General features: G+C 63.0%; 17 protein-coding genes. 10 read left to right on the top strand and 7 right to left on the bottom strand.

The window, feature by feature from the left end; all coding sequences use genetic code 11:
* Window positions 1–109: 109 nt before the first annotated feature.
* The 6 genes from ACDELDRAFT_RS05760 to ACDELDRAFT_RS05735 form a co-directional block, all read right to left on the bottom strand.
* On the bottom strand, window positions 110–895 hold the full coding sequence (locus ACDELDRAFT_RS05760; protein WP_005794421.1) for a foldase protein PrsA: 786 nt from the start codon (window positions 893–895) through the stop codon (window positions 110–112).
* A gap of 66 nt (window positions 896–961) precedes the next feature.
* Window positions 962–1,237 carry a BolA family protein gene (locus ACDELDRAFT_RS05755; protein WP_005794420.1) on the bottom strand — a complete coding sequence of 92 codons (276 nt, stop codon included), beginning with the start codon at window positions 1,235–1,237 and terminating at the stop codon, window positions 962–964.
* Window positions 1,234–1,788 carry a septation protein A gene (locus ACDELDRAFT_RS05750; protein ID WP_005794418.1) on the bottom strand — a complete coding sequence of 185 codons (555 nt, stop codon included), beginning with the start codon at window positions 1,786–1,788 and terminating at the stop codon, window positions 1,234–1,236. Before ACDELDRAFT_RS05750 ends, ACDELDRAFT_RS05755 begins: the two co-directional genes overlap by 4 nt.
* Before the next feature lie 37 nt (window positions 1,789–1,825).
* Window positions 1,826–2,239, bottom strand: coding sequence for a peptide-methionine (R)-S-oxide reductase MsrB (gene msrB / locus ACDELDRAFT_RS05745; protein WP_005794417.1), 414 nt, complete (start codon window positions 2,237–2,239; stop codon window positions 1,826–1,828).
* A complete protein-coding gene (locus ACDELDRAFT_RS05740) occupies window positions 2,236–3,720 on the bottom strand; it encodes a protein adenylyltransferase SelO (protein ID WP_005794415.1) in 1,485 nt (494 codons plus the stop codon). Before ACDELDRAFT_RS05740 ends, msrB begins: the two co-directional genes overlap by 4 nt.
* Before the next feature lie 76 nt (window positions 3,721–3,796).
* Window positions 3,797–4,489, bottom strand: coding sequence for a Crp/Fnr family transcriptional regulator (locus ACDELDRAFT_RS05735; protein WP_005794413.1), 693 nt, complete (start codon window positions 4,487–4,489; stop codon window positions 3,797–3,799).
* A gap of 370 nt (window positions 4,490–4,859) precedes the next feature.
* Between ACDELDRAFT_RS05735 and ACDELDRAFT_RS05730 the strand changes: the two genes are divergently transcribed.
* From ACDELDRAFT_RS05730 to ACDELDRAFT_RS05695, 8 genes are all read left to right on the top strand, one after another.
* Entirely contained in the window at window positions 4,860–6,503 is a 1,644-nt protein-coding gene (locus ACDELDRAFT_RS05730) for a 3-(methylthio)propionyl-CoA ligase (protein WP_005794412.1), read from the top strand.
* A gap of 181 nt (window positions 6,504–6,684) precedes the next feature.
* Window positions 6,685–7,917, top strand: coding sequence for a branched-chain amino acid ABC transporter substrate-binding protein (locus ACDELDRAFT_RS05725; RefSeq protein WP_005794410.1), 1,233 nt, complete (start codon window positions 6,685–6,687; stop codon window positions 7,915–7,917).
* A gap of 69 nt (window positions 7,918–7,986) precedes the next feature.
* Window positions 7,987–8,940, top strand: coding sequence for a branched-chain amino acid ABC transporter permease (locus ACDELDRAFT_RS05720; protein WP_005794409.1), 954 nt, complete (start codon window positions 7,987–7,989; stop codon window positions 8,938–8,940).
* A 4-nt stretch (window positions 8,941–8,944) separates the two neighbouring features.
* The gene (locus ACDELDRAFT_RS05715; RefSeq protein WP_005794407.1) at window positions 8,945–10,267 is read left to right on the top strand and encodes a branched-chain amino acid ABC transporter permease; all 1,323 of its coding nucleotides are present in this window, start codon (window positions 8,945–8,947) and stop codon (window positions 10,265–10,267) included.
* A gap of 2 nt (window positions 10,268–10,269) precedes the next feature.
* Window positions 10,270–11,052, top strand: a complete 783-nt coding sequence (locus ACDELDRAFT_RS05710) for an ABC transporter ATP-binding protein (RefSeq protein WP_005794406.1) — start codon at window positions 10,270–10,272, stop codon at window positions 11,050–11,052.
* Between the two features lie 170 nt (window positions 11,053–11,222).
* Window positions 11,223–11,918 carry an ABC transporter ATP-binding protein gene (locus ACDELDRAFT_RS05705; protein ID WP_005794404.1) on the top strand — a complete coding sequence of 232 codons (696 nt, stop codon included), beginning with the start codon at window positions 11,223–11,225 and terminating at the stop codon, window positions 11,916–11,918.
* Window positions 11,919–12,134: 216 nt separating this feature from the next.
* The gene (locus ACDELDRAFT_RS05700) at window positions 12,135–14,234 is read left to right on the top strand and encodes a 3-hydroxyacyl-CoA dehydrogenase NAD-binding domain-containing protein (protein WP_005794402.1); all 2,100 of its coding nucleotides are present in this window, start codon (window positions 12,135–12,137) and stop codon (window positions 14,232–14,234) included.
* 33 nt (window positions 14,235–14,267) lie between these two features.
* Window positions 14,268–15,443: an acetyl-CoA C-acyltransferase gene (locus ACDELDRAFT_RS05695; protein ID WP_005794400.1), complete on the top strand. Its 1,176-nt coding sequence runs from the start codon at window positions 14,268–14,270 to the stop codon at window positions 15,441–15,443.
* A 257-nt stretch (window positions 15,444–15,700) separates the two neighbouring features.
* On the opposite strand, the gene ACDELDRAFT_RS05690 is transcribed toward ACDELDRAFT_RS05695, so the two are convergent.
* Window positions 15,701–16,012: an antibiotic biosynthesis monooxygenase family protein gene (locus ACDELDRAFT_RS05690; protein ID WP_005794399.1), complete on the bottom strand. Its 312-nt coding sequence runs from the start codon at window positions 16,010–16,012 to the stop codon at window positions 15,701–15,703.
* Between the two features lie 477 nt (window positions 16,013–16,489).
* On the opposite strand from ACDELDRAFT_RS05690, the gene ACDELDRAFT_RS05685 reads away from it, so the two are divergent.
* On the top strand, window positions 16,490–18,382 hold the full coding sequence (locus ACDELDRAFT_RS05685; RefSeq protein WP_005794397.1) for an acyl-CoA dehydrogenase: 1,893 nt from the start codon (window positions 16,490–16,492) through the stop codon (window positions 18,380–18,382).
* Window positions 18,383–18,590: 208 nt separating this feature from the next.
* The gene (locus ACDELDRAFT_RS05680; protein WP_005794396.1) at window positions 18,591–19,382 is read left to right on the top strand and encodes an SDR family oxidoreductase; all 792 of its coding nucleotides are present in this window, start codon (window positions 18,591–18,593) and stop codon (window positions 19,380–19,382) included.
* Window positions 19,383–19,408 lie beyond the last annotated feature (26 nt).

The raw sequence follows: 19,408 nt of genomic DNA, 5'->3' as shown, positions 1-19,408 counted from the left end.
GGGTTTGACAAACAGGGCCACCATGTCAGGCCTATAAAAAACGCGGCCTGGGCCGCGTTTTTGAGGGAATGCGCCAGAAAAATCGTTCGGACGCTCAGCGCTTTTGGCCTTACTCCACCTTGGCTTTGGCGCGCAGTTCTTCCTGGAACTTCGCCAATTTCTGCTGTTGCAGCTGTTGCGCGATCTGGGGCTTGACTTCATCGAGCTTGGGCAACTGGGCTTGGCGCACATCGTCCAGGCGGATCACGTGCCAACCAAACTGGCTCTTCACCGGCGCGTCGGTCATCTTGCCCTTGTCGAGCTTGATGAGGGCTTCGGTGAACTCGCTCACGTAGCTGGCGGGGTTGGCCCAGTCCAGATCGCCACCCTTGGCGCCAGAGCCTGGATCCTTGGATTGCTTCTTGGCGATTTCTTCGAACTTGGCACCCTTCTTGATGGATGCAATGATGGCCTTGGCGTCGGCTTCCTTCTCCACCAGGATATGGCTGGCTTTGTATTCCTTGCCGCTGTTGGCTGCCACGAACTTGTCGTATTCGGCCTGGATTTCAGCGTCGGTAACGGTGTTGTTCTTCTGGTAGTCGGCGAACAGTTCGCGGATCAGGATGGTCTGGCGTGCCAGTTCCATCTGTACCTTGTAGTCGGGCGACGCCTCCAGGCCACGCTTTTGCGCTTCCTGCATGAAAATTTCACGGGCGATCACTTCTTCCTTGATCTGACCTTCCATTTCAGGGGTCACGGGGCGGCCGGACCGCTCCACCTGCTGCCGCAGGACTTCGGCGCGCTCTTTGGGCACGGCCTTGCCATTCACGATGGCAATGTTCTGGGCGGAAACGGGCAGGGCCATCGTGCCCAGCACGGCAGCGGCCACAAGGCCGGACAGGAGCTGTTTCTTCATGCGGAATCCAAAAAATGAAAAAGTGATTGCCAGCCCACGGCTGGCAATCGGTGAAATGGGGCCGATTCAGAGAACTTCAATGGCGATGGCGTGAACGCCCTGGTCAATAAATTCTTGCAGCGCATCATACACAAGGCGGTGCTGCGCTACGCGGCCTTTGCCGGCAAACAAAGGCGAGGCGATGCGCACCCTGAAATGCGTGCCGTAGCCCGTGCCATTGGCGCCAGCGTGGCCTGCATGGGCGCCGCTTTCATCCACTACTTCCACCTGCGTGGGCGAGAGCTTTTCGATGAGGCGCTGGCGCATGGCGGGGGCCACGGCAGAGTTTTCAAGGCTGGTCATGCCTGGGGTCCCTTGGTTTCTTCGGTGTCTTTTACGTAGCGGCTGAGGTAGAGCGCCTGGGCCAGCACGAAAACGAACATCAGGCCCATGCCACCGAAGAGCTTGAAGGTGACCCAGGTGTCGGTGTCGAAGGTGTACGCCACCCACAGGTTGAGCACGCCCATGGCAGCGAAGAAGCCCGTCCAGCTCCAGTTCATGGTGCGCCAGGCGGATTCGGGCAGTTCCATCTGGCTGCCCATCAGGGACTTGAGCAGATTCTTGCCAAAGAAAAGCTGTCCGCCCAGCAGGGCGCTGCCCATCAGCCAGTAGAGCACGGTGGGCTTCCACTTGATGAAGGTGTCGCTGTGCGACAGCAGGGTGGCGCCGCCAAACAGCACGATCACCCCCAGGCTGAGCCACTGCATGGGTTCGACCTTGCCGTGCTTGTAGCGCAGGTAGCCGATCTGCAGCACCGTGGCTGCAATGGCAACCGCGGTGGCGATGTAGATGCCCCAGATCTTGAATGCTGCAAAGAACAGGAAGATAGGGAAGAAGTCGATCAGTAGTTTCATGTCGCCGGGGTAGGGGGTCGGGGCCGCAGGGGCCGGTTCAAGGGGCTTCGGGCTCGAAATCGAGCGAGGCCGAATTCATGCAGTAGCGCAGGCCGGTCGGGGCCGGTCCGTCTTCGAACACGTGGCCCAGGTGCGCCCCGCATTGTGCACACACGGTTTCGGTGCGAACCATGCCGTGGCTGCGATCGACGATTTCGGCGATGGCGCCCGGCACGGCCTGCGAAAAGCTGGGCCAGCCGCAGCCAGCGTCGAACTTGGTGGCCGCGTCAAACAGCTTGGCACCGCAGCAGACGCAATGGTAGCTGCCATCGGCCCAGTGGGCTTCGTATTTGCCGGTGAAAGGGCGCTCGGTGGCGGCATGGCGCGTAACCTGCAGGGCTGCAGGCTCGGCGCCTTTTTCGCGCAGGATGGCTTGCCATTCGGCGTCGGTCTTCTGGACTGGAAAGGTCATGATGAACAACTGATCTCGATGGAAGAGGCCCAGTCGGGCGGAAAGTCGGCCCAGGCGTCATGGCCAGGGTGTTCGTCGAAGGGGTGCTCCAGCAGGTGCAGCAAGGTTTGGACGGGGCTGAAGTCGCCGAGTTTCGCCGCCCGGATGGCCTGTTCGCCCAAGTGGTTGCGCAGCACGAACTTGGGATTGGTTTTCAGCATCAAATCGCCAGATTGCGCTTTATCCGTCTGCGCAATGCGCTCCGAATAAGATAGCAACCACCGGTCCCATCCGGCGCCGTCGAGAAAAAGGTCTCGCACTGGCGCGAAATCGTGCCGGGCCACGGCATGCGAAAGGCGTCGCCAGAAGATGGTGTGGTCGACACCCTCCCTGGCCAGCAGCAGCAAAATGGCATCGATCAGTTCACCGTCGGCGGGCGCCGCGTCCGCAAGGCCCAGCTTGCGCCGCATCTGGGCCATGAAGTTGGTGGAGAAGACGGTTTTGTATGACTCGAGGGCCGTGCGTGCCACGCCTTCATCGCCGATCAGCGGCAGCAACGCCTGCGCCAGGCAAAAGAGATTCCAGTAAGCCACGTTGGGCTGGCGGTTGTATGCATAGCGGCCCTGCGTGTCGCTGTGGTTGCAGACATGGCCGGGCACGAAGGCATCCAGAAACTGGAACGGGCCATAGTCGATGGTCAGGCCCAGGATGCTCATGTTGTCGGTGTTCATCACACCGTGGCAAAAACCCACGGCCTGCCAGTGCGCCATGAGCGTTGCGGTGCGCTCGCTCACGGCCTGCAACAAGGCTGCGTAGGCGTTGCTGGCAGGCTGCGGCGCCGTGCGGCAGGCCGGGTAATAGCGCTCGATCACATAGTCGGCCAGGGCGTGCAACTCCGTTTGCATGTCGCGCGCGGCGAAATGCTCGAAGTGGCCAAAACGGACGAAGCTGGGGGCCACTCGGGTCACGACGGCGGCGGTTTCCGTCTCTTCACGGCGCACGGGGGCCGGTGAGCCCGTCACGCACAGGGCGCGCGACGTGGGTATGCCCAGCGCATGCATGGCTTCGCTGCAGAGAAATTCGCGGATGCTCGAGCGCAGCACGGCACGCCCATCGCCCATGCGCGAGTACGGGGTGCGGCCGCTGCCCTTGAGCTGCACTTCCAGCCCTTCGGTGGTCTCCCCCAGCAGGATGGCGCGGCCATCGCCCAGCTGTCCTGCCCAGACGCCAAATTGGTGGCCGCTGTAGACACTGGCCAGCGGGCGGCTGCCGACAGGGCAGGCATTGCCCGTGAACACCTGCAGGGCTTCGTCGGATGCCATCCACTGTGCGTCCAGGTCCAGCAGCTCCGCCACACTGCTGCTGATGCCCACCCAGTAGGGCTGGGGCAAGGGCGTGGGATCCAGGCGGGTGAAGAAGGCCGGGCCCAGGCTCGCAAAACCGCCGCGATCGCCCGCCAGGTCCAGCGGCGGGGCGAGAGGGTGGTCGGCATGCGGGTTCATGGGGGCATTGTCTCGTAGTCGGGATGCCCCGGCGCCCGCAGGGCCTTGCGTGCGCGTGCGCGCTGCGCGCGACGGTTCAGTGGTCGATGGTGGCCGCCAGGTAGGCGCGCAGGGCGTCGTCGTCCACCACGGCCACGCGGCCCAGGTCCAGCGTGACGATGTGCAGGGCCTCCAGGGCCCGCAGTACGCGGTTGACCGTTTGGCGCGACAGCCCCGCGAGGTGCCCCAGTTCTTCCTGCGTGAGCAGAATGCGCCGCGTACTGCGCCAGAACAGGGGGCTCAAGTACAGCGCCACGCGGTGCTCGGGCGAGCGCATGCGTCCGGCTTCGATGATGGCCATGGCCTGGCCGAGCCGCATGTTCAAGTGGTTGGCCAGGTACTGGTTGAACGCAAGGCTGGTGTCGCGCAGCGCCGAGAACAGCGGCAGCGGCAGGCACAGCAGGCGTGTTTCGCGCAAAGCGACGACGTGGTAGCGGCGGGGTTCGGGCTTCATGGCCGAGCCTTCACCGAACCACTCGCCATCGGGCACGCCCAGAAAAGCGGAATGCCGCCCGCGCGCTTCCGGGCTGTGCAGCATCACCAGGCCGTTGAGCACGGCGTACCAACCCTGAACCGGGGTGCCCGCCGCCAGCATGGTTTCGCCCTTGTCGCCCTGCAGTGTCTGCACGGTATCGCGCACTTCTTCCTGCCGCCCCGGCGAAAGGCTGTGGAACCACTGCTGGGTGGCGATGAATCGCTGTGCTGAGGGGGCGGCAAACATTGCCTGCATTGTGCCGCGCGGCGCCGGGGGGGGCTGGCTGCGCCGGATGGCTGACGGACCTGGTGCATTTCCGGGGAGGGGGCGCGGCCGCCCCGCTGCCGATGAAAAAGGGCGTGAATGGAAGCCAGGGCATCCTCGGTTGCAGGGGCGGGAAAACCCGCGCCACCTGTCAGCCGCGCGACATGTGTTGGCGCCGAGCGCGAAACGCTGCAGACTGTCGCACGGGCCGAGAGCGGCTTGGCGCCTTGCATCCACGTGCGTTTGCAACGGCGGCCGAGCAGCGGCAGGGGCGGCCTGCAGGGCGCGCGGCGTAAGCGTTTGCGCGACCTTGCCACGGTAGGATAAGGATTCCAAACAACATGACATTCAAGGAGCGCACATGCTGGGCCTGATGCAGAGCCAACCACTGCTGATTTCGTCGCTGATCGAGTTTGCCGAACGGCACCACGGCGATGCAGAAATCGTTTCTCGCCGGGTCGAGGGAGACATCCATCGCTACACCTACCGCGACCTCTCGCGCCGCTCCAAGCAACTGGCCAACGTGCTGGATGGCATGGGCCTGCAGTTCAGCGACCGCGTCGCTTCGCTGGCATGGAACGGCTATCGCCACATGGAGATGTACTTTGGGGTCAGCGGCTCGGGCCGCGTGCTGCACACCATCAACCCGCGCCTGCACCCCGACCAGATCGCCTGGATCGTCAACCACGCGGAAGACCAGGTGCTGTGCTTTGACACCAGCTTCCTGCCCCTGGTGCAGGCCGTGCACGCGCGCTGCCCTTCGGTGAAGAAGTGGGTGGCGCTGTGCGATGCTGACAAGCTGCCCGCTGACTCGGGTATTCCCGGCCTCGTGAGCTACGAGGCGTGGATCGGCGGCGCCTCCAGCGAATACGCCTGGCCGGTGTTTGACGAGAACTCGGCCTCGAGCATGTGCTACACCAGTGGCACCACCGGCAACCCCAAGGCCGCGCTCTACAGCCACCGTTCCACCACGCTGCACGCCTACGCGGCCGCGCTACCCGACGTGATGAATCTCTCTGCGCGCGATTCCGTGCTGCCCGTGGTGCCCATGTTCCACGTCAATGCCTGGGGCATTCCTTACTCGGCGCCGCTCACGGGTTGCAAGCTGGTGTTTCCAGGGCCTGCGCTCGATGGCAAGTCGGTCTATGAACTCATCGAAGCCGAGGGCGTGACGTTCGCGGCCGGCGTGCCAACGGTCTGGCAGATGCTGCTGAACCATGTGAAGGCCGGGGGCCTGAAGTTCAGCACCCTCAATCGCACAGTGATTGGCGGCTCGGCATGCCCGCCAGCCATGATCCATGCCTTCCAGGATGAGTTCGGGGTGTCGGTGCTGCATGCCTGGGGCATGACCGAGATGAGCCCGCTGGGCACGCTGTGCACGCTCAAGAACAAGCACCTGGCTTTGCCGCGCGATGGGCAGATGAAGATCCTGCAAAAGCAGGGGCGCGCCATCTACGGCGTGGACATGAAGATCGTAGACAGCGCGGGCAATGAACTGCCCTGGGATGGCAAGAGCTATGGCGACCTGCTGGTGAAGGGCCCGTGGATCGTGGCCGACTATTACCGCAGCGAAGGCGGCAGCCCACTGGTGCCCGATGCGCAGGGGCGCGGCTGGTTCCCCACGGGCGACGTGGCCACCATCGACGCGGATGGTTTCATGCAGATCACCGACCGCAGCAAGGACGTGATCAAGTCTGGCGGCGAGTGGATCAGCTCCATCGACATCGAGAACATCGCCATGGCACACCCGGCCATCGCCATGGCGGCGTGCATTGGCATGCCGCACCCCAAATGGGATGAGCGCCCGATCATCGCAGTGGCCCTGAAGCCTGGTGCCGAAGTGAGCCGCGAAGAGCTGCTGGCCTTCTACGAAGGCAAGACCGCCAAGTGGCAGGTGCCCGACGATGTGGTGTTTGTCGATGCCATTCCGATCGGCGCCACCGGAAAGATGCTCAAGGCCAAGCTGCGCGAACAGCTCAAGGACTACCGCCTGCCCGGCCTGTGAACCGCAGCGGGCGCGGCGCTCGGGGGAGCGCGGCGCCCGCTGGCATGCCGGGCGCCAGCGGCATGCCTTTGGCTTTTGGCAGCCCAGTCGCCTGCGCGATAGCTGCTAGGGGCAATCCCTGAGGGGTGGTTTGGTGCAACGCGGTACGCTGCGTTCGGTTGATTCAACAGGAGACAAGACTATGAAATTTGCTATCAAAGCAGTAGCTGCATCCGTCATTCTGGTAAGCGCTGGCGGCGCTTTTGCCCAAAAGGGCGAGACTGTCAAGATCGCCTGGCTGGATCCACTCTCGGGCCTCATGGCCGCGGTAGGAACGAACCAGCTCAAGAGCTTTCAGTTTTTGGCGGAAGAGTTCAACAAAAAGAATGCAGCCGGTGTCAAATTTGAAATCATCGGCATCGACAACAAACTCAGCCCACAAGAAACCACCAGCGCCCTGCGCTCGGCCATGGACCAGGGCGCGCGCTATGTGGTGCAGGGTAACGGCTCGGGCCCGGCCCTTGCCATCATGGATGCGCTGGAAAAACACAACGCGCGAAATCCCGGCAAGGAAGTCCTGTTCCTCAACTATGCGGCCGTGGACCCCGACCTCACCAACAGCAAGTGCAGCTATTGGCACTTCCGTCTGGATGCAGACACTTCCATGAAGATGGAAGCGCTGACCACCTTCATGAAAGACCAGCCTGAAGTCAAGAAGGTCTACCTGATCAACCAGAACTACTCGCACGGTCACCAGGTTTCCAAATACGCCAAGGAAATGCTCAAGCGCAAGCGCCCTGATGTGCAAATCGTGGGTGACGATCTTGCGCCGTTGGCCCAGGTGCGCGATTTTTCGCCCTACATTGCCAAGATCAAGCAGTCGGGTGCCGACTCCGTGATCACCGGCAACTGGGGTTCTGACCTGGCGCTGCTCATCAAGGCCGCCAACGATGCCGGCCTCAACAACGTCAACTTCTACACCTACTACGGCTCGGTCACTGGCGCCCCCACCGCCATGGGCGCCTCTGCAGCGGGCCATGTCTACATGGTGGCCTACGCCCACTTGAATCTGCCTGGCGAGATCAACAAGATCGTGGTGGACTACAAAAAGAAGTTCAACGACGACATGTATACAGGCGCTGTGTACCACGCCTTCAGCATGCTGGACAGCGCCTTTGTGAAAGCCAAGTCCACCGACCCGGTCAAGGTGGCGGCCGTACTGGAAGGCATGAAGTTCAAAAGCTTCAATGGCGAGGTCGAAATGCGTAAGACCGACCACCAGCTGCAGCAAGGCCTGTTCATTTCGAAGTGGGAAAAGGCCGGTGGCAAATACCCGCTGGATTCCGAGAGCACGGGTTACACCTTCATCCCGGTGAAGTACTACGAACCCTATGTTGCCAGCACGCCCACCTCGTGCCAGATGAAGCGCCCCTGAGCGCGGTTGGTGTTCTTCGGAGGCCCGATGTCCTCGGGCCTTTTTTTTACCCTGCGGTGAAGAATTTCAATGAATCTTGAGTTTTTCGTGATCTCTCTGCTGAACGGCGTCAGCTACGGGCTGCTGCTGTTCATGCTGAGTTCCGGCCTCACGCTGATCTTCAGCATGATGGGCGTGCTCAACTTCGCGCACACCAGTTTCTACATGCTGGGGGCCTACTTTGCCTACACCATCTCCAGCGTGGTGGGGTTCTGGCCTGCGCTGCTGGTAGCGCCCCTGGCCGTGGGCGCGCTGGGCGCAGCGTTCGAGCGTTACAGCCTGCGCCGCGTGCACAAGTTCGGGCACGTACCCGAGCTGCTGGTCACTTTCGGGCTGTCGTATCTGATTCTGGAGCTGGTGCAGCTTGTATGGGGCCGCTCCACGGTTCCCTACGGCCTGCCGACCCAGCTGCAGGGCCCCTTGTTCACGCTGTACGGCACGCAGTTTCCCAAGTCGCGCTCCTTCGTGATGCTGGTGGCCCTGCTGATGCTGGTGTCGGTATGGCTGCTGCTCACGCGCACCCGCATCGGCCTGGTGATTCAGGCGGCACTCAAGCACCCTGAAATGGTGGAAGCGCTGGGGCACAACGTGCCACGCGTGTTCATGATGGTGTTTGGCGGCGGCGCGGCCCTGGCGGGGCTGGCCGGCGTGATCGGCGGCAACACCTATGTGACCGAACCCGCCATGGCCGGTTCGGTGGGCTCCATCATCTTCGTGGTGGTGGTGGTGGGCGGCATGGGCTCACTGGCCGGGGCGTTTCTGGCATCGCTGCTGATCGGCCTGGTGCAGACCTTTGCGGTCGCCATCGACTACTCGCTGGCTTCGGCGCTGCAAAGCATGGGCATGGCGGTTTCCGAGGCCACCTTCGGATGGCCCTTGCTCAAGCTGACGGTGTCGCAGGTGGCGCCCATCCTGCCCTACCTTTTTCTCGTTCTGATTTTGATCTTCCGCCCCAAGGGCCTTCTGGGCACACGGGAAGACTGAGGCCATGAAGTCCACCACATCATCCGTTTCGCCGCCCACGCAGTACTACCGGTTCAAACCCTGGAACGTGGGGCGCCTGGTCGTCTGGGGGGTGTTTGCCCTCGTGCTCATCGTTGCACCGATGCTGTTTCGCAGCAGCCTGGCGCTCACCATGCTGTCGCAGATCGGCTATCTCATCATCATCTGCCTGTCGTACAACATGCTGTTGGGGCAGGGCGGCATGCTGAGCTTCGGGCACGCCGTGTATACGGGGCTGGGCTCGTTCATCGCCATCCACGCGATGAACCTTGCCGGCAAGGGAGCGCTGCCGGTGCCGCTGCTGTTGATCCCGCTGGTGGGGGGACTGGCAGGCATGTTCTTCGCCGTCCTGCTGGGCTTCGTGACGACCAAGAAGTCGGGCACCACGTTTGCCATGATCACGCTGGGCATTGGCGAACTGGTGGCGTCGATGGCGCTGATGTTCCCCGAATTCTTCGGGGGCGAAGGCGGCATCACCACCGACCGCGTGTACGGCCAGCCGCTTTTCGGCATCACGTTCGGCCCTGCCATCCAGGTGTATTACCTGATCGCGGCCTACTGCTTCGTCTGCACTGCCGCCATGTTTGCGTTTACCGGCACGCCCCTCGGCCGTATCCTGAACGCCGTGCGCGACAACCCCGAGCGCGTGGAATTCATCGGCTACAACACGCAGCGTGTGCGCTATTTCGCCTTCATCATTGCCGGCTTCTTTGCGGGCATCGGGGGCGGGCTGGCGGCCATCAACTTCGAGATCGTCACGGGCGCGGACAGCGTCAACGTGGTGCGCTCGGGCGGCTACCTGCTGTTTACCTTCCTCGGTGGAGCCACGTTCTTCTTCGGGCCCATCATCGGCGCGGTGCTGCTGGTGTTTGCGTCGGTGCTGCTGTCGGAGCTTTCGAAGGCCTGGCTGCTGTACCTGGGCCTCGTGTTCCTGTTCATGGTGATGTATGCCCCCGGTGGCATTGCCAGCCTGGTCATGATGAACCTGCGCCTGGCGAAGTTCGGCAAGCTGCGCGGGCTGTGGCCGGCATATCTGGCGCTGGGCGGCACCGCTCTGGTGGCCGTGCTGGGGGCTGCCGCCATGGTCGAGATGACCTACCACCTGCAACTCAACGCCGCGCTTGGGCCTGATCTGGACTTTCTGGGGGCCACGCTGCAGGCCAACGCGGTGGGCAGTTGGATTGGCGCGGTGTTCGTGCTCGTCACCGGGCTCGGTCTGTTTGAGCTGTGCCGGCGCCAATTCGTGCGGCAGTGGGGAACGATCCAGGAAGAGATCGAACATGAAATCAAGCGGGGGGAGGCGCTGTGACCATGCAGACAAATGCACCGTGCGCACTCGAACTGCGCGACCTGCGCAAGAGTTTCGGCAGGACGGAAATCATTCGCGGCGTGAACCTGGCCGTGAAGCCTGGCGAGCGGGTGGCCATCATTGGCCCCAATGGCGCGGGCAAGTCCACGCTGTTCAACCTCATCAGCGGCCGCTTTGGGCCCACCAGCGGCGAAGTGCTGCTGAACGGCCAGCGCATTGACGGCAGGCCCCCTTACGAGATCAATCGCATGGGGCTGTCGCGCAGCTTCCAGATCACGAACATCTTTCCCAAGCTGAGCGTGTTCGAGAACCTGCGCTGCGGCGTGCTGTGGAGCATGGGCTACAAGTACACCTTCCTGCGGTTTCTTTCGAAGCTGGACGATGCCAACGACCGTGCCCGCCAGCTCATGGAAATGATCAAGCTCGACAAGAAGCGCGATACGCTGGCCGTGAACCTGACATATGCCGAACAGCGCGCGCTCGAGATCGGCGTCACCATTGCCGGCGGCGCCAACGTCATCCTGCTCGACGAGCCCACGGCCGGCATGAGCCGCAGCGAAACCACGCGGTTCATCCACCTCATCAAAGAAGTGACGGAAGGGCGCACCCTGCTCACGGTCGAGCACGACATGGGCGTGGTGTTCGGCTTGGCCGACAAGATCGCCGTGGTGGTGTATGGCGAAGTCATTGCCTTTGACACCCCCGACAACGTGCGCGCCAACGCCCGCGTGCAAGAGGCTTACCTCGGCTCGGTGATCGCCGAGCAGCAGGCAGGAGGGCACTGAGCCATGCGCGCCATGCAAACGGCGGGCGGGCTGTGGGCGCGCCGTGCGGCGCCCTGTGGCGGCGCGAGTGCACGGCCGGGTTCCTGGCTGCGTGATCTCGTCCATTCTTTCCATGGCGGTCCCTCGCGGTGCGCCACCTCTTGCGGGCACGCCCCGGCCCGAGCCCTGACATGCTGAAAATTGAAAACCTCCACGCCTACTACGGCAAGAGCCATGTGCTGCATGGCGTTTCTTTCGATGTCCAACCCGGTGAAATCGTGGCCTTGCTGGGGCGCAACGGCTCAGGCCGCTCCACCACGGCCAAGGCCATCATGGGGCTGGTCGATTGGGAAGGCACCCTGCAATGGAAAGGGCAGCCCCTCAATGGCAAGAAGGCCTACGAAGTGGCCCACCTGGGCATTGGCTACGTGCCCGAGAGCCGCGACATCTTTCCGAACCTCACGGTGCACCAGAACCTCATGCTGGGACAAAAAGGCCGTGGCAAAGGCAGCCGCTGGTCGTTCGATGACATGTATGGCATGTTTCCACGCCTCAAGGAGCGCCAGCACATCGAGGCCGGCGTGATGTCGGGCGGCGAGCAGCAGATGCTCACGCTGTGCCGCACCCTGATGGGCGACCCTGACCTGATCATCATCGACGAGCCCACCGAGGGCCTTGCGCCCAAGATCGTCGAACTGGTGGGGCAGTACCTGCAGACCATCAAATCGCGCGGCATCTCGGTACTGCTGATCGAGCAGAAGCTGACCATTGCCATGACCATCTCCGACCGGACACTGGTGATGGGCCATGGCAGCATCGTTTTCCAGGGCACACCCGAAACCCTGCGGGCCGACAGCTACGTGCGCAAGGAGTGGCTCGAAGTCTGACCGGCCGCGCGCTGGTGGGGGCAGCGGGTCACGCAGGGATCTCACCCTTGTCTGCAGCTCGGGGCGCCGCATTGCAGCGGCTGTCGGCATGGGCCTGCGCACAGGGCTCCGGCCTGTTTGTCCCGGGCGGGACAAACAGCCGCGTGCAAAGGCTGCCGAAGTCTCTACAATAAAAATCGCACGATCGTTCGTTTTTACTTTCCAAGGAACAACAGCATGACCGCTGAATACAAAGTCCACGGCTCCGTTGCCGTGATCACGCTGGCCAATCCTCCCGTCAACGGGCTCGGCCTGTCGACCCGCCAAGGCATTGTGGACGGCCTGACCCGTGCCAATGACGATGCTGCGGTGACGTCGATCGTCATCACCGGCGCGGGCGGTGCGTTTTCCGGCGGCGCCGACATCAAGGAGTTCGGCACCGACAAGTCCCTGCAAGAGCCCAATCTGCATTCGGTGATTGCTGCCGTGGAGAACTCGGCCAAGCCCGTGGTGGCGGCGATCCATTCGGTGTGCATGGGCGGCGGCCTGGAACTGGCGCTGGGCTGCCACTACCGCATTGCCGCCCCTGGCTGCAGCGTGGCGCTCCCCGAAGTGAAGCTGGGCATCCTGCCCGGCGCCGGCGGCACGCAGCGCCTGCCGCGCGTGGTGGGCGTGGAAGCGGCCCTCAACATGATCGTGAGCGGCGAGCCCGTGAAGAGCGAACTGATCGGCTCGATTCCTGGCCAGAAGCTGTTCGACAAGATGGCAGCGTCGCCCGAGGCGCTGGCTGCCGAGGCCCTGGCTTTCGCGCAGAGCGTGGCCGACGTGCGCCCCATGCCCCTGGTGCGCAACCTGCCTTGCAAGCACCCTCAGGGCGACGCGTACTTCCAGTTCGCGCGCAACATGGTCAAGGGCATGAGCAAGAACTTCCCGGCGCCCGCCAAGTGCGTGGATGCCGTTGAGGCCGCCACCAAGAAGAAGTTTGCCGACGGACTGCTGTTCGAGCGCGAACTGTTCATCAACCTGATGTGGACGCCCGAATCGCGTTCGCTGCGCCACCTGTTCCTGGCCGAGCGCGCCGCGAGCAAGATCCCCGACGTGCCCGCCGATACCCCCAAGCGCGACATCAAGGCCGTGGCCGTGATCGGCGCCGGCACCATGGGCGGCGGCATTGCCATGAACTTCCTGAACGCCGGCATCCCCGTGAAGATGCTGGAAATGAAGCAGGAGGCACTGGACCGCGGCATCGCCACCATCAAGAAGAACTACGAGGCCCAGGTCAAGAAGGGCAAGCTCAAGCAGGACAAGTACGAGCAGCGCATGGCCCTGCTGAGCACCACGCTCGACTACGCCGACCTCAAGGACGCTGACCTCGTGATCGAGGCCGTGTTCGAGGAACTGGGCGTGAAGGAAGCCGTGTTCAAGCAGCTCGACGCCGTGATGAAGCCCGGCGCCATCCTGGCTTCCAACACTTCAACGCTCGACGTCAACAAGATCGCCCACTTCACCCAGCGTCCGCAGGATGTGGTGGGCCTGCACTTCTTCAGCCCCGCCAACGTGATGAAGCTGCTGGAAGTGGTGCGCGGCGACGCCACCGCCAAGGACGTGCTGGCCACCGTGATGGCCGTCGCCAAGAAGATCCGCAAGACTGCCGTGGTGTCTGGTGTGTGCGATGGCTTCATCGGCAACCGCATGATCGAGCAATACGGCCGCCAGGGCGGCTTCCTGCTCGACGAAGGCTGCACGCCCGAGCAAGTGGACAAGGCGATGGAAAAATTCGGCATGGCGATGGGCCCGTTCCGTATGGGCGACCTGGCCGGCAACGACATCGGCTGGGCCATCCGCAAGCGCCGCTACACCGAAAAGCCCGACATGAAGTACAGCAAGACGGCTGACCTGCTGTGCGAGAAGGGTCGCTTCGGTCAGAAGACCGGCGCCGGCTGGTACGACTACGTGCCCGGCAAGCGCGACGCCATCCCGAATGCCGAAGTGGTGAAGATGATCGAAGACCACCGCGCTTCGCTCGGCATCACGCCGCGCAAGATTTCCGACGAAGAAATCGTGCAGCGCCTGGTGTTCAGCCTGGTCAACGAAGCCGCCCACATCCTCGAAGAGGGCATCGCCAACAAGGCCAGCGACATTGATGTGGTCTATATCTTTGGCTACGGCTTCCCCGTGTACCGTGGCGGCCCGCTGAACTACGCCAATGAAGTCGGCCTGTTCAACGTGGTCCAGGCCATGAACCGCTTTGCCAAGAACCCGCTTGACGACGCTGCGTTCTGGAAGCCCGCCCCGCTGCTGGCCAAGCTGGCCGCCGAAGGCAAGACCTTCAACTGAGCGCCCAGCCACACCACCGAACAAGGAACCAACATGACTTCTGCAGTAATCGTATCGACCGCACGCACCCCCTTGACGAAGAGCTGGAAGGGCGCCTTCAACATGACCCACGGCGCCACGCTGGGCGGCCATGTGATCGAGCACGCCATCCAGCGCGCCGGCATTGAAGCCGCCGAAGTGGACGACGTCATCATGGGCTGCGGCACCCCCGAAGGTGCCAGCGGCGCCAACATCGCCCGCCAGGCTGCCTTGCGCGCCGGCTGCCCCGTCACGGTCTCGGGCATGACCATCAACCGTTTCTGCTCGTCCGGCCTGCAGACCATCGCCACCGCCGCGCAGCGCATCATCGCCAACGAAGGCGACATCTACGTGGCCGGCGGCCTGGAAACCATTTCCTGCACCGCGCAGGAGATGAACCTGCACATGCTGCAGGAAACCTGGCTGATGAAGCACAAGCCCGAGGTGTACTGGCCCATGCTGCAGACGGCCGAGCAGGTTGCCAAGCGCTACAACATCACCCGCCAGGCCATGGACGAATACGGCGCCGCCAGCCAGCAAAAGGCTGCCGCAGCGCTCGAAAAGGGCCTGTTCACCGCTGAAATCGCCCCCATCACCGTGACCATGGGCGTGGCCGACAAGGTCATGGGCCTGACCACCAAGCAGGTGACCGTGAGCGTGGACGAAGGCATCCGTGCCGACACCACCTACGACGGCATCAAGGGCCTGCGCCCGGCCTTGCCCGGCGGCCTGATGTCGGCCGGCAACTCCAGCCAACTCTCGGATGGCGCCGGTGCCGTGGTCGTCATGCATGAAGACCTGGCCGCGAAGAAGGGCCTCAAGCCCCTGGGCCGCTTCCTGGGCTTTGCCGTGGCCGGCTGCGAACCCGATGAAATGGGCATTGGCCCCGTGTTCGCCATTCCCAAGGTGCTCAAGCGCCTGGGCCTGAGCATGAACGACATCGACCTGTGGGAACTGAATGAAGCCTTCGCCGTGCAGGTGCTGTACTGCCGCGACAAGCTGGGCATTCCCGCCGACAAGCTCAACGTCAACGGCGGCGCCATCGCAGTGGGCCACCCCTATGGCATGAGTGGCCAGCGCCTCACGGGCCACGCCCTTATCGAAGGCAAGCGCCGTGGTGCCAAGCGCGTGTGCGTGACCATGTGCATTGGCGGCGGCATGGGCGCTGCGGGCGTGTTTGAAGTGCTGTAAGCGCTGATATCGCCCAGAGCAAAAGCGAACGCCCCGCGCAGGCCAAGAGGCTTGCGCGGGGCGTTGCTATTATTTCAATGGTTTTTTGGCATTGGATGGTTGGCTGCTGGCGGGAAAAATGCACAAAATTGCCTTTGAATGTGCGGGTGTATTACTGCTTGCTGTCGACGACGAATTAGCGGTTCCTATGCCATCATTCAGAACATCGGTGAAAATCCACCCGAAAAAGCAAAAATGGCCAAGATTTTCTGAGTTTTTTAAGATTTTCGTATGGCGTCTTTGACAATGGGGGATGGGCCCCATATTTCGACGTTGAAGTTCGTTGCGAATCGGCGAAATTCCATATTGATCTGTTGCCATGGCCCTTCGCTAAATATCGCCCAGTCTTCCAATGATTTCCAGACCGTTACGGTGCGGGACATTGGGTTGCCAAGCATATTTCGATTGGCGCGAAATTCCAGCATTCCGGGCTGATTTTTCAAAGAGTCAACCACCTTGGAAACCCATTCCTGATAGGCTTTCATGTCGATCCCCGGCATAAGATCGAACGTCATTATGGACTCAATCATGGTTATCACCTTAAGAAAAGACCAGCTGAAAGACGGGGCCGATCAACCCGTGAGACTGCGGTTGTATTTGTTGGGGTTAACTTTGGTTTCGCGGTTAAATTTGCGATGACGAGATGTATTGTGTAATGCTGTGTCAATATCATGCATTTGACGGTTGCTGCTTTTTTCAAGCAATAGAGACGATGTGTCGCCAAAACTATAATATTGGCAGTGCATGCTGAACACTTGTTGATACGCCTTGATTCATATTTCACCCGCAGCTGACCAACTTCTGGGTACTCGATATCTCTGGATATCTTGGTGCGGGTGTTCGGTGTTTCCTTTCAATCTGCCAATTCGGGGTGTCACGTTGTGAAGGGACTTTCAAATGATTGCGTCCATCCAAGAAAACAAGATAAGTCACCCGACCCGGCGGGCTCCCGATTGCGTCACGCACCGGACATCCCTTTCCCCGTCTCGGCTCCCATAATTTGCCGCATGACGACCTCCCTCCGCTCCACCCTCGACTTCCTGCTCTACGACTGGCTGCAGGCCGAGTCGCTCACCGCGCGCGAGCGCTTCACCGACCATTCGCGCGAGACGTTTGACGCCGTGCTCGACACCTGCGAGCGCATCGCGCGCGAGAAGTACGCGCCCTTCAACCGCACAGTGGACGTGCAGGAGCCGCATTTCGACGGTGAGAAGGTCATCCTTCCGCAGTGCACCTACGACGCGCGCCAGGCCTTCGCCGACAGCGGCATGCTCAGTGCGGCGCAGGACTACGAACTGGGCGGCATGCAACTGCCCTATGTGGTGGAGTCGGCGGCGGGTAGCTTCTTTGGCTGCGCATCGATCAGCATCGGCTCCAACCTGCTGACGACGGGCAATGCCAATGCCATCCTGGTGCACGGTACGCCCATGCAGCAGCAGGTGTTTGCCGCCAACGAATTCAACGGCCGCTGGGCGGGCACCATGTGCCTGTCGGAGCCGCAGGCGGGCTCATCGCTGTCGGACATTGCCACGCGCGCTGTACCGGATGTGGAATCCGCGGCAGCCGCCGATGGCATGGTGCCCTGGGACCAGGATGCGCTGGGCCCGCGCTACCGGCTGCGCGGCAACAAGATGTGGATCAGCTCGGGCGACCATGAGCTGACCGAGAACATCGTGCACCTGGTGTTGGCCAAGATTCCCGGGCCCGACGGCAAGCTGGTGCCGGGCGTGAAGGGTATCTCGCTGTTCATCGTGCCCAAGAAGCTGGTGGATATCAAAGGCAACCTGACCGGCGAGCGCAACGACGTGGCCCTGGCCGGCCTGAACCACAAGCTGGGCTGGCGCGGTACCACCAACACGCTGCTGAATTTTGGCGAGGGCAAGTACCCGGTGCGCGCAGAGCAGGGCGGCGGCCTGGACGGCCATGGGGCGGGAGCCATCGGCTACCTGGTGGGCAAGCCGGGCGAAGGCCTCAAGTGCATGTTCCACATGATGAACGAGGCGCGCATCTCCATCGGCATGGCAGCCACCATGCTCGGCCTGGCGGGCTACTACGCCAGCCTGGACTACGCCAAGACGCGCCTGCAGGGCCGCCCCATTGGTGAGGCAGGCAAGGACGCGAGCGCGCCCCAGGTGCGCCTGATCGAGCATGCCGATGTCAAGCGAATGCTGCTGGCGCAAAAGAGCTATGGCGAGGGTGCGCTGGCGCTCAACCTGTATTGCGCGCGGCTGGTCGACGAAGGCCGCACGGGCAATGCCGAGGCTGCGGCGCAGGCCAGGCTGCTGCTGGAGGTGCTCACGCCCATCGCCAAGAGCTGGCCCAGCGAGTTCTGCCTGGAGGCCAATTCGCTGGCCATCCAGATCCACGGCGGCTATGGCTACACGCGCGACTTCCCGGTAGAGCAGTACTGGCGCGACAACCGCCTGAACATGATCCACGAAGGCACGCACGGCATCCAGGCCGCCGACCTGCTGGGCCGCAAGGTCGTCATGCAGGGCGGGGCGGGGCTGAAGCTGCTGGCCAGCACCATCGGCGCGACCATTGCGCTCGCGCGCCAGCGCCCCGAACTGAGCGCCTACGCCGACCAGTTGGCCCAGGCCCTGCACGACGTGACTGCGGCCACCCAGGCCGCCTGGTCCACGGGCAACGCCAACGAGGCGCTGGCCAACGCCGTGCCCTACATGCAGGCCTTTGGCCACATGGTGCTGGCCTGGATGTGGCTGGATGTGGCCCACAGCGTGCTGGCGCGGGATGCTTCTCTTTCAATAGCGGCAAACGCAGGTCGGTTGAGCGCTGCACGCTATTTCTTCCGTTACGAACTGCCCAAGATCGGCGCCTGGCTGGGCGTGGTGGCCACGCGCGACGCCACCTGCGCCGCCATGGCCGAAGACGCTTTCTGAGCCCAGGGCCTGCGCCCACGTGTGCCCATGGGCCGCTGGGCTCATGCCTCAGGCGCAGGCACCCGCTCGCGCCGCGCCGGCGGCACGCCACGGGCCGGGGCAATCGCTCTGGAGACAGTGCGCCGGGTGAGCGCAACGCACAATCAGCCGCAATGCTCTGGTGCCCCTGCGGCGTGCCGGGGCACCCCCACAACCAGGAGACCACACCATGACCCGTACCATCCAGCAACTGTTCGATCTCAAGGGCAGAACCGCGCTTGTCACCGGCGGCTCGCGCGGCCTGGGCCTGCAATTGGCGCATGCGTTGGGCGAGGCCGGCGCGCGCATCATGCTCAGCTCGCGCAAGGCGAGCGATCTGGAAGAGGCCGTCGCCGACTTGCAGGCCGCAGGCATCGATGCGCGCTGGATCGCCGCTGACTGCGCCAACGAGGCCGACATCCGCCGCCTGGCCGATGAAACGCTGGAGCGCATGGGCAACGTGGACATCCTGGTCAACAACGCAGGGGCCGCCTGGGGCGCGCCGGCGGAAGACCACCCGGTCGAGGCCTGGGACAAGGTCATGAACCTCAATGTGCGCGGCTATTTCATCCTCAGCCAGCACATTGCCAAGCACAGCATGATCGCGCGCCGCGCCGGCAGCATCATCAACGTGGCTTCCATCGCGGGCCTGGGCGGCAATCCCAGCGGCATGAACACCATTGCGTACAACACATCGAAGGGTGCCGTCATCAACTTCACGCGCGCCCTGGCGGCCGAATGGGGCAAGTACAACATCCGCGTCAATGCCATCTGCCCGGGCTTCTTCCCCAGCAAGATGACGGTGGGCACCCTCAAGGCCATGGGCGAAGAGGCGCTGGCCGCCCACGCTCCGCTGGGCCGTCTGGGTGACGACGAAGACCTCAAGGGCCTGTGCGCGCTGTATGCATCGGATGCGGGCAAGCACATCACCGGCCAGTGGCTGGCGGTGGATGGCGGCGTGAGCATCGTCACGGGCGGCTGAAGCGCGAGTGCGGCCGGTTCGGCGCG

This window comes from Acidovorax delafieldii 2AN (assembly GCF_000175235.1).
In the GTDB taxonomy this organism is placed as follows: domain Bacteria; phylum Pseudomonadota; class Gammaproteobacteria; order Burkholderiales; family Burkholderiaceae_C; genus Acidovorax; species Acidovorax delafieldii_B.
Note: the sequence above shows the minus strand (reverse complement) of the source record. Positions and strands in the feature narration are given on the sequence as shown.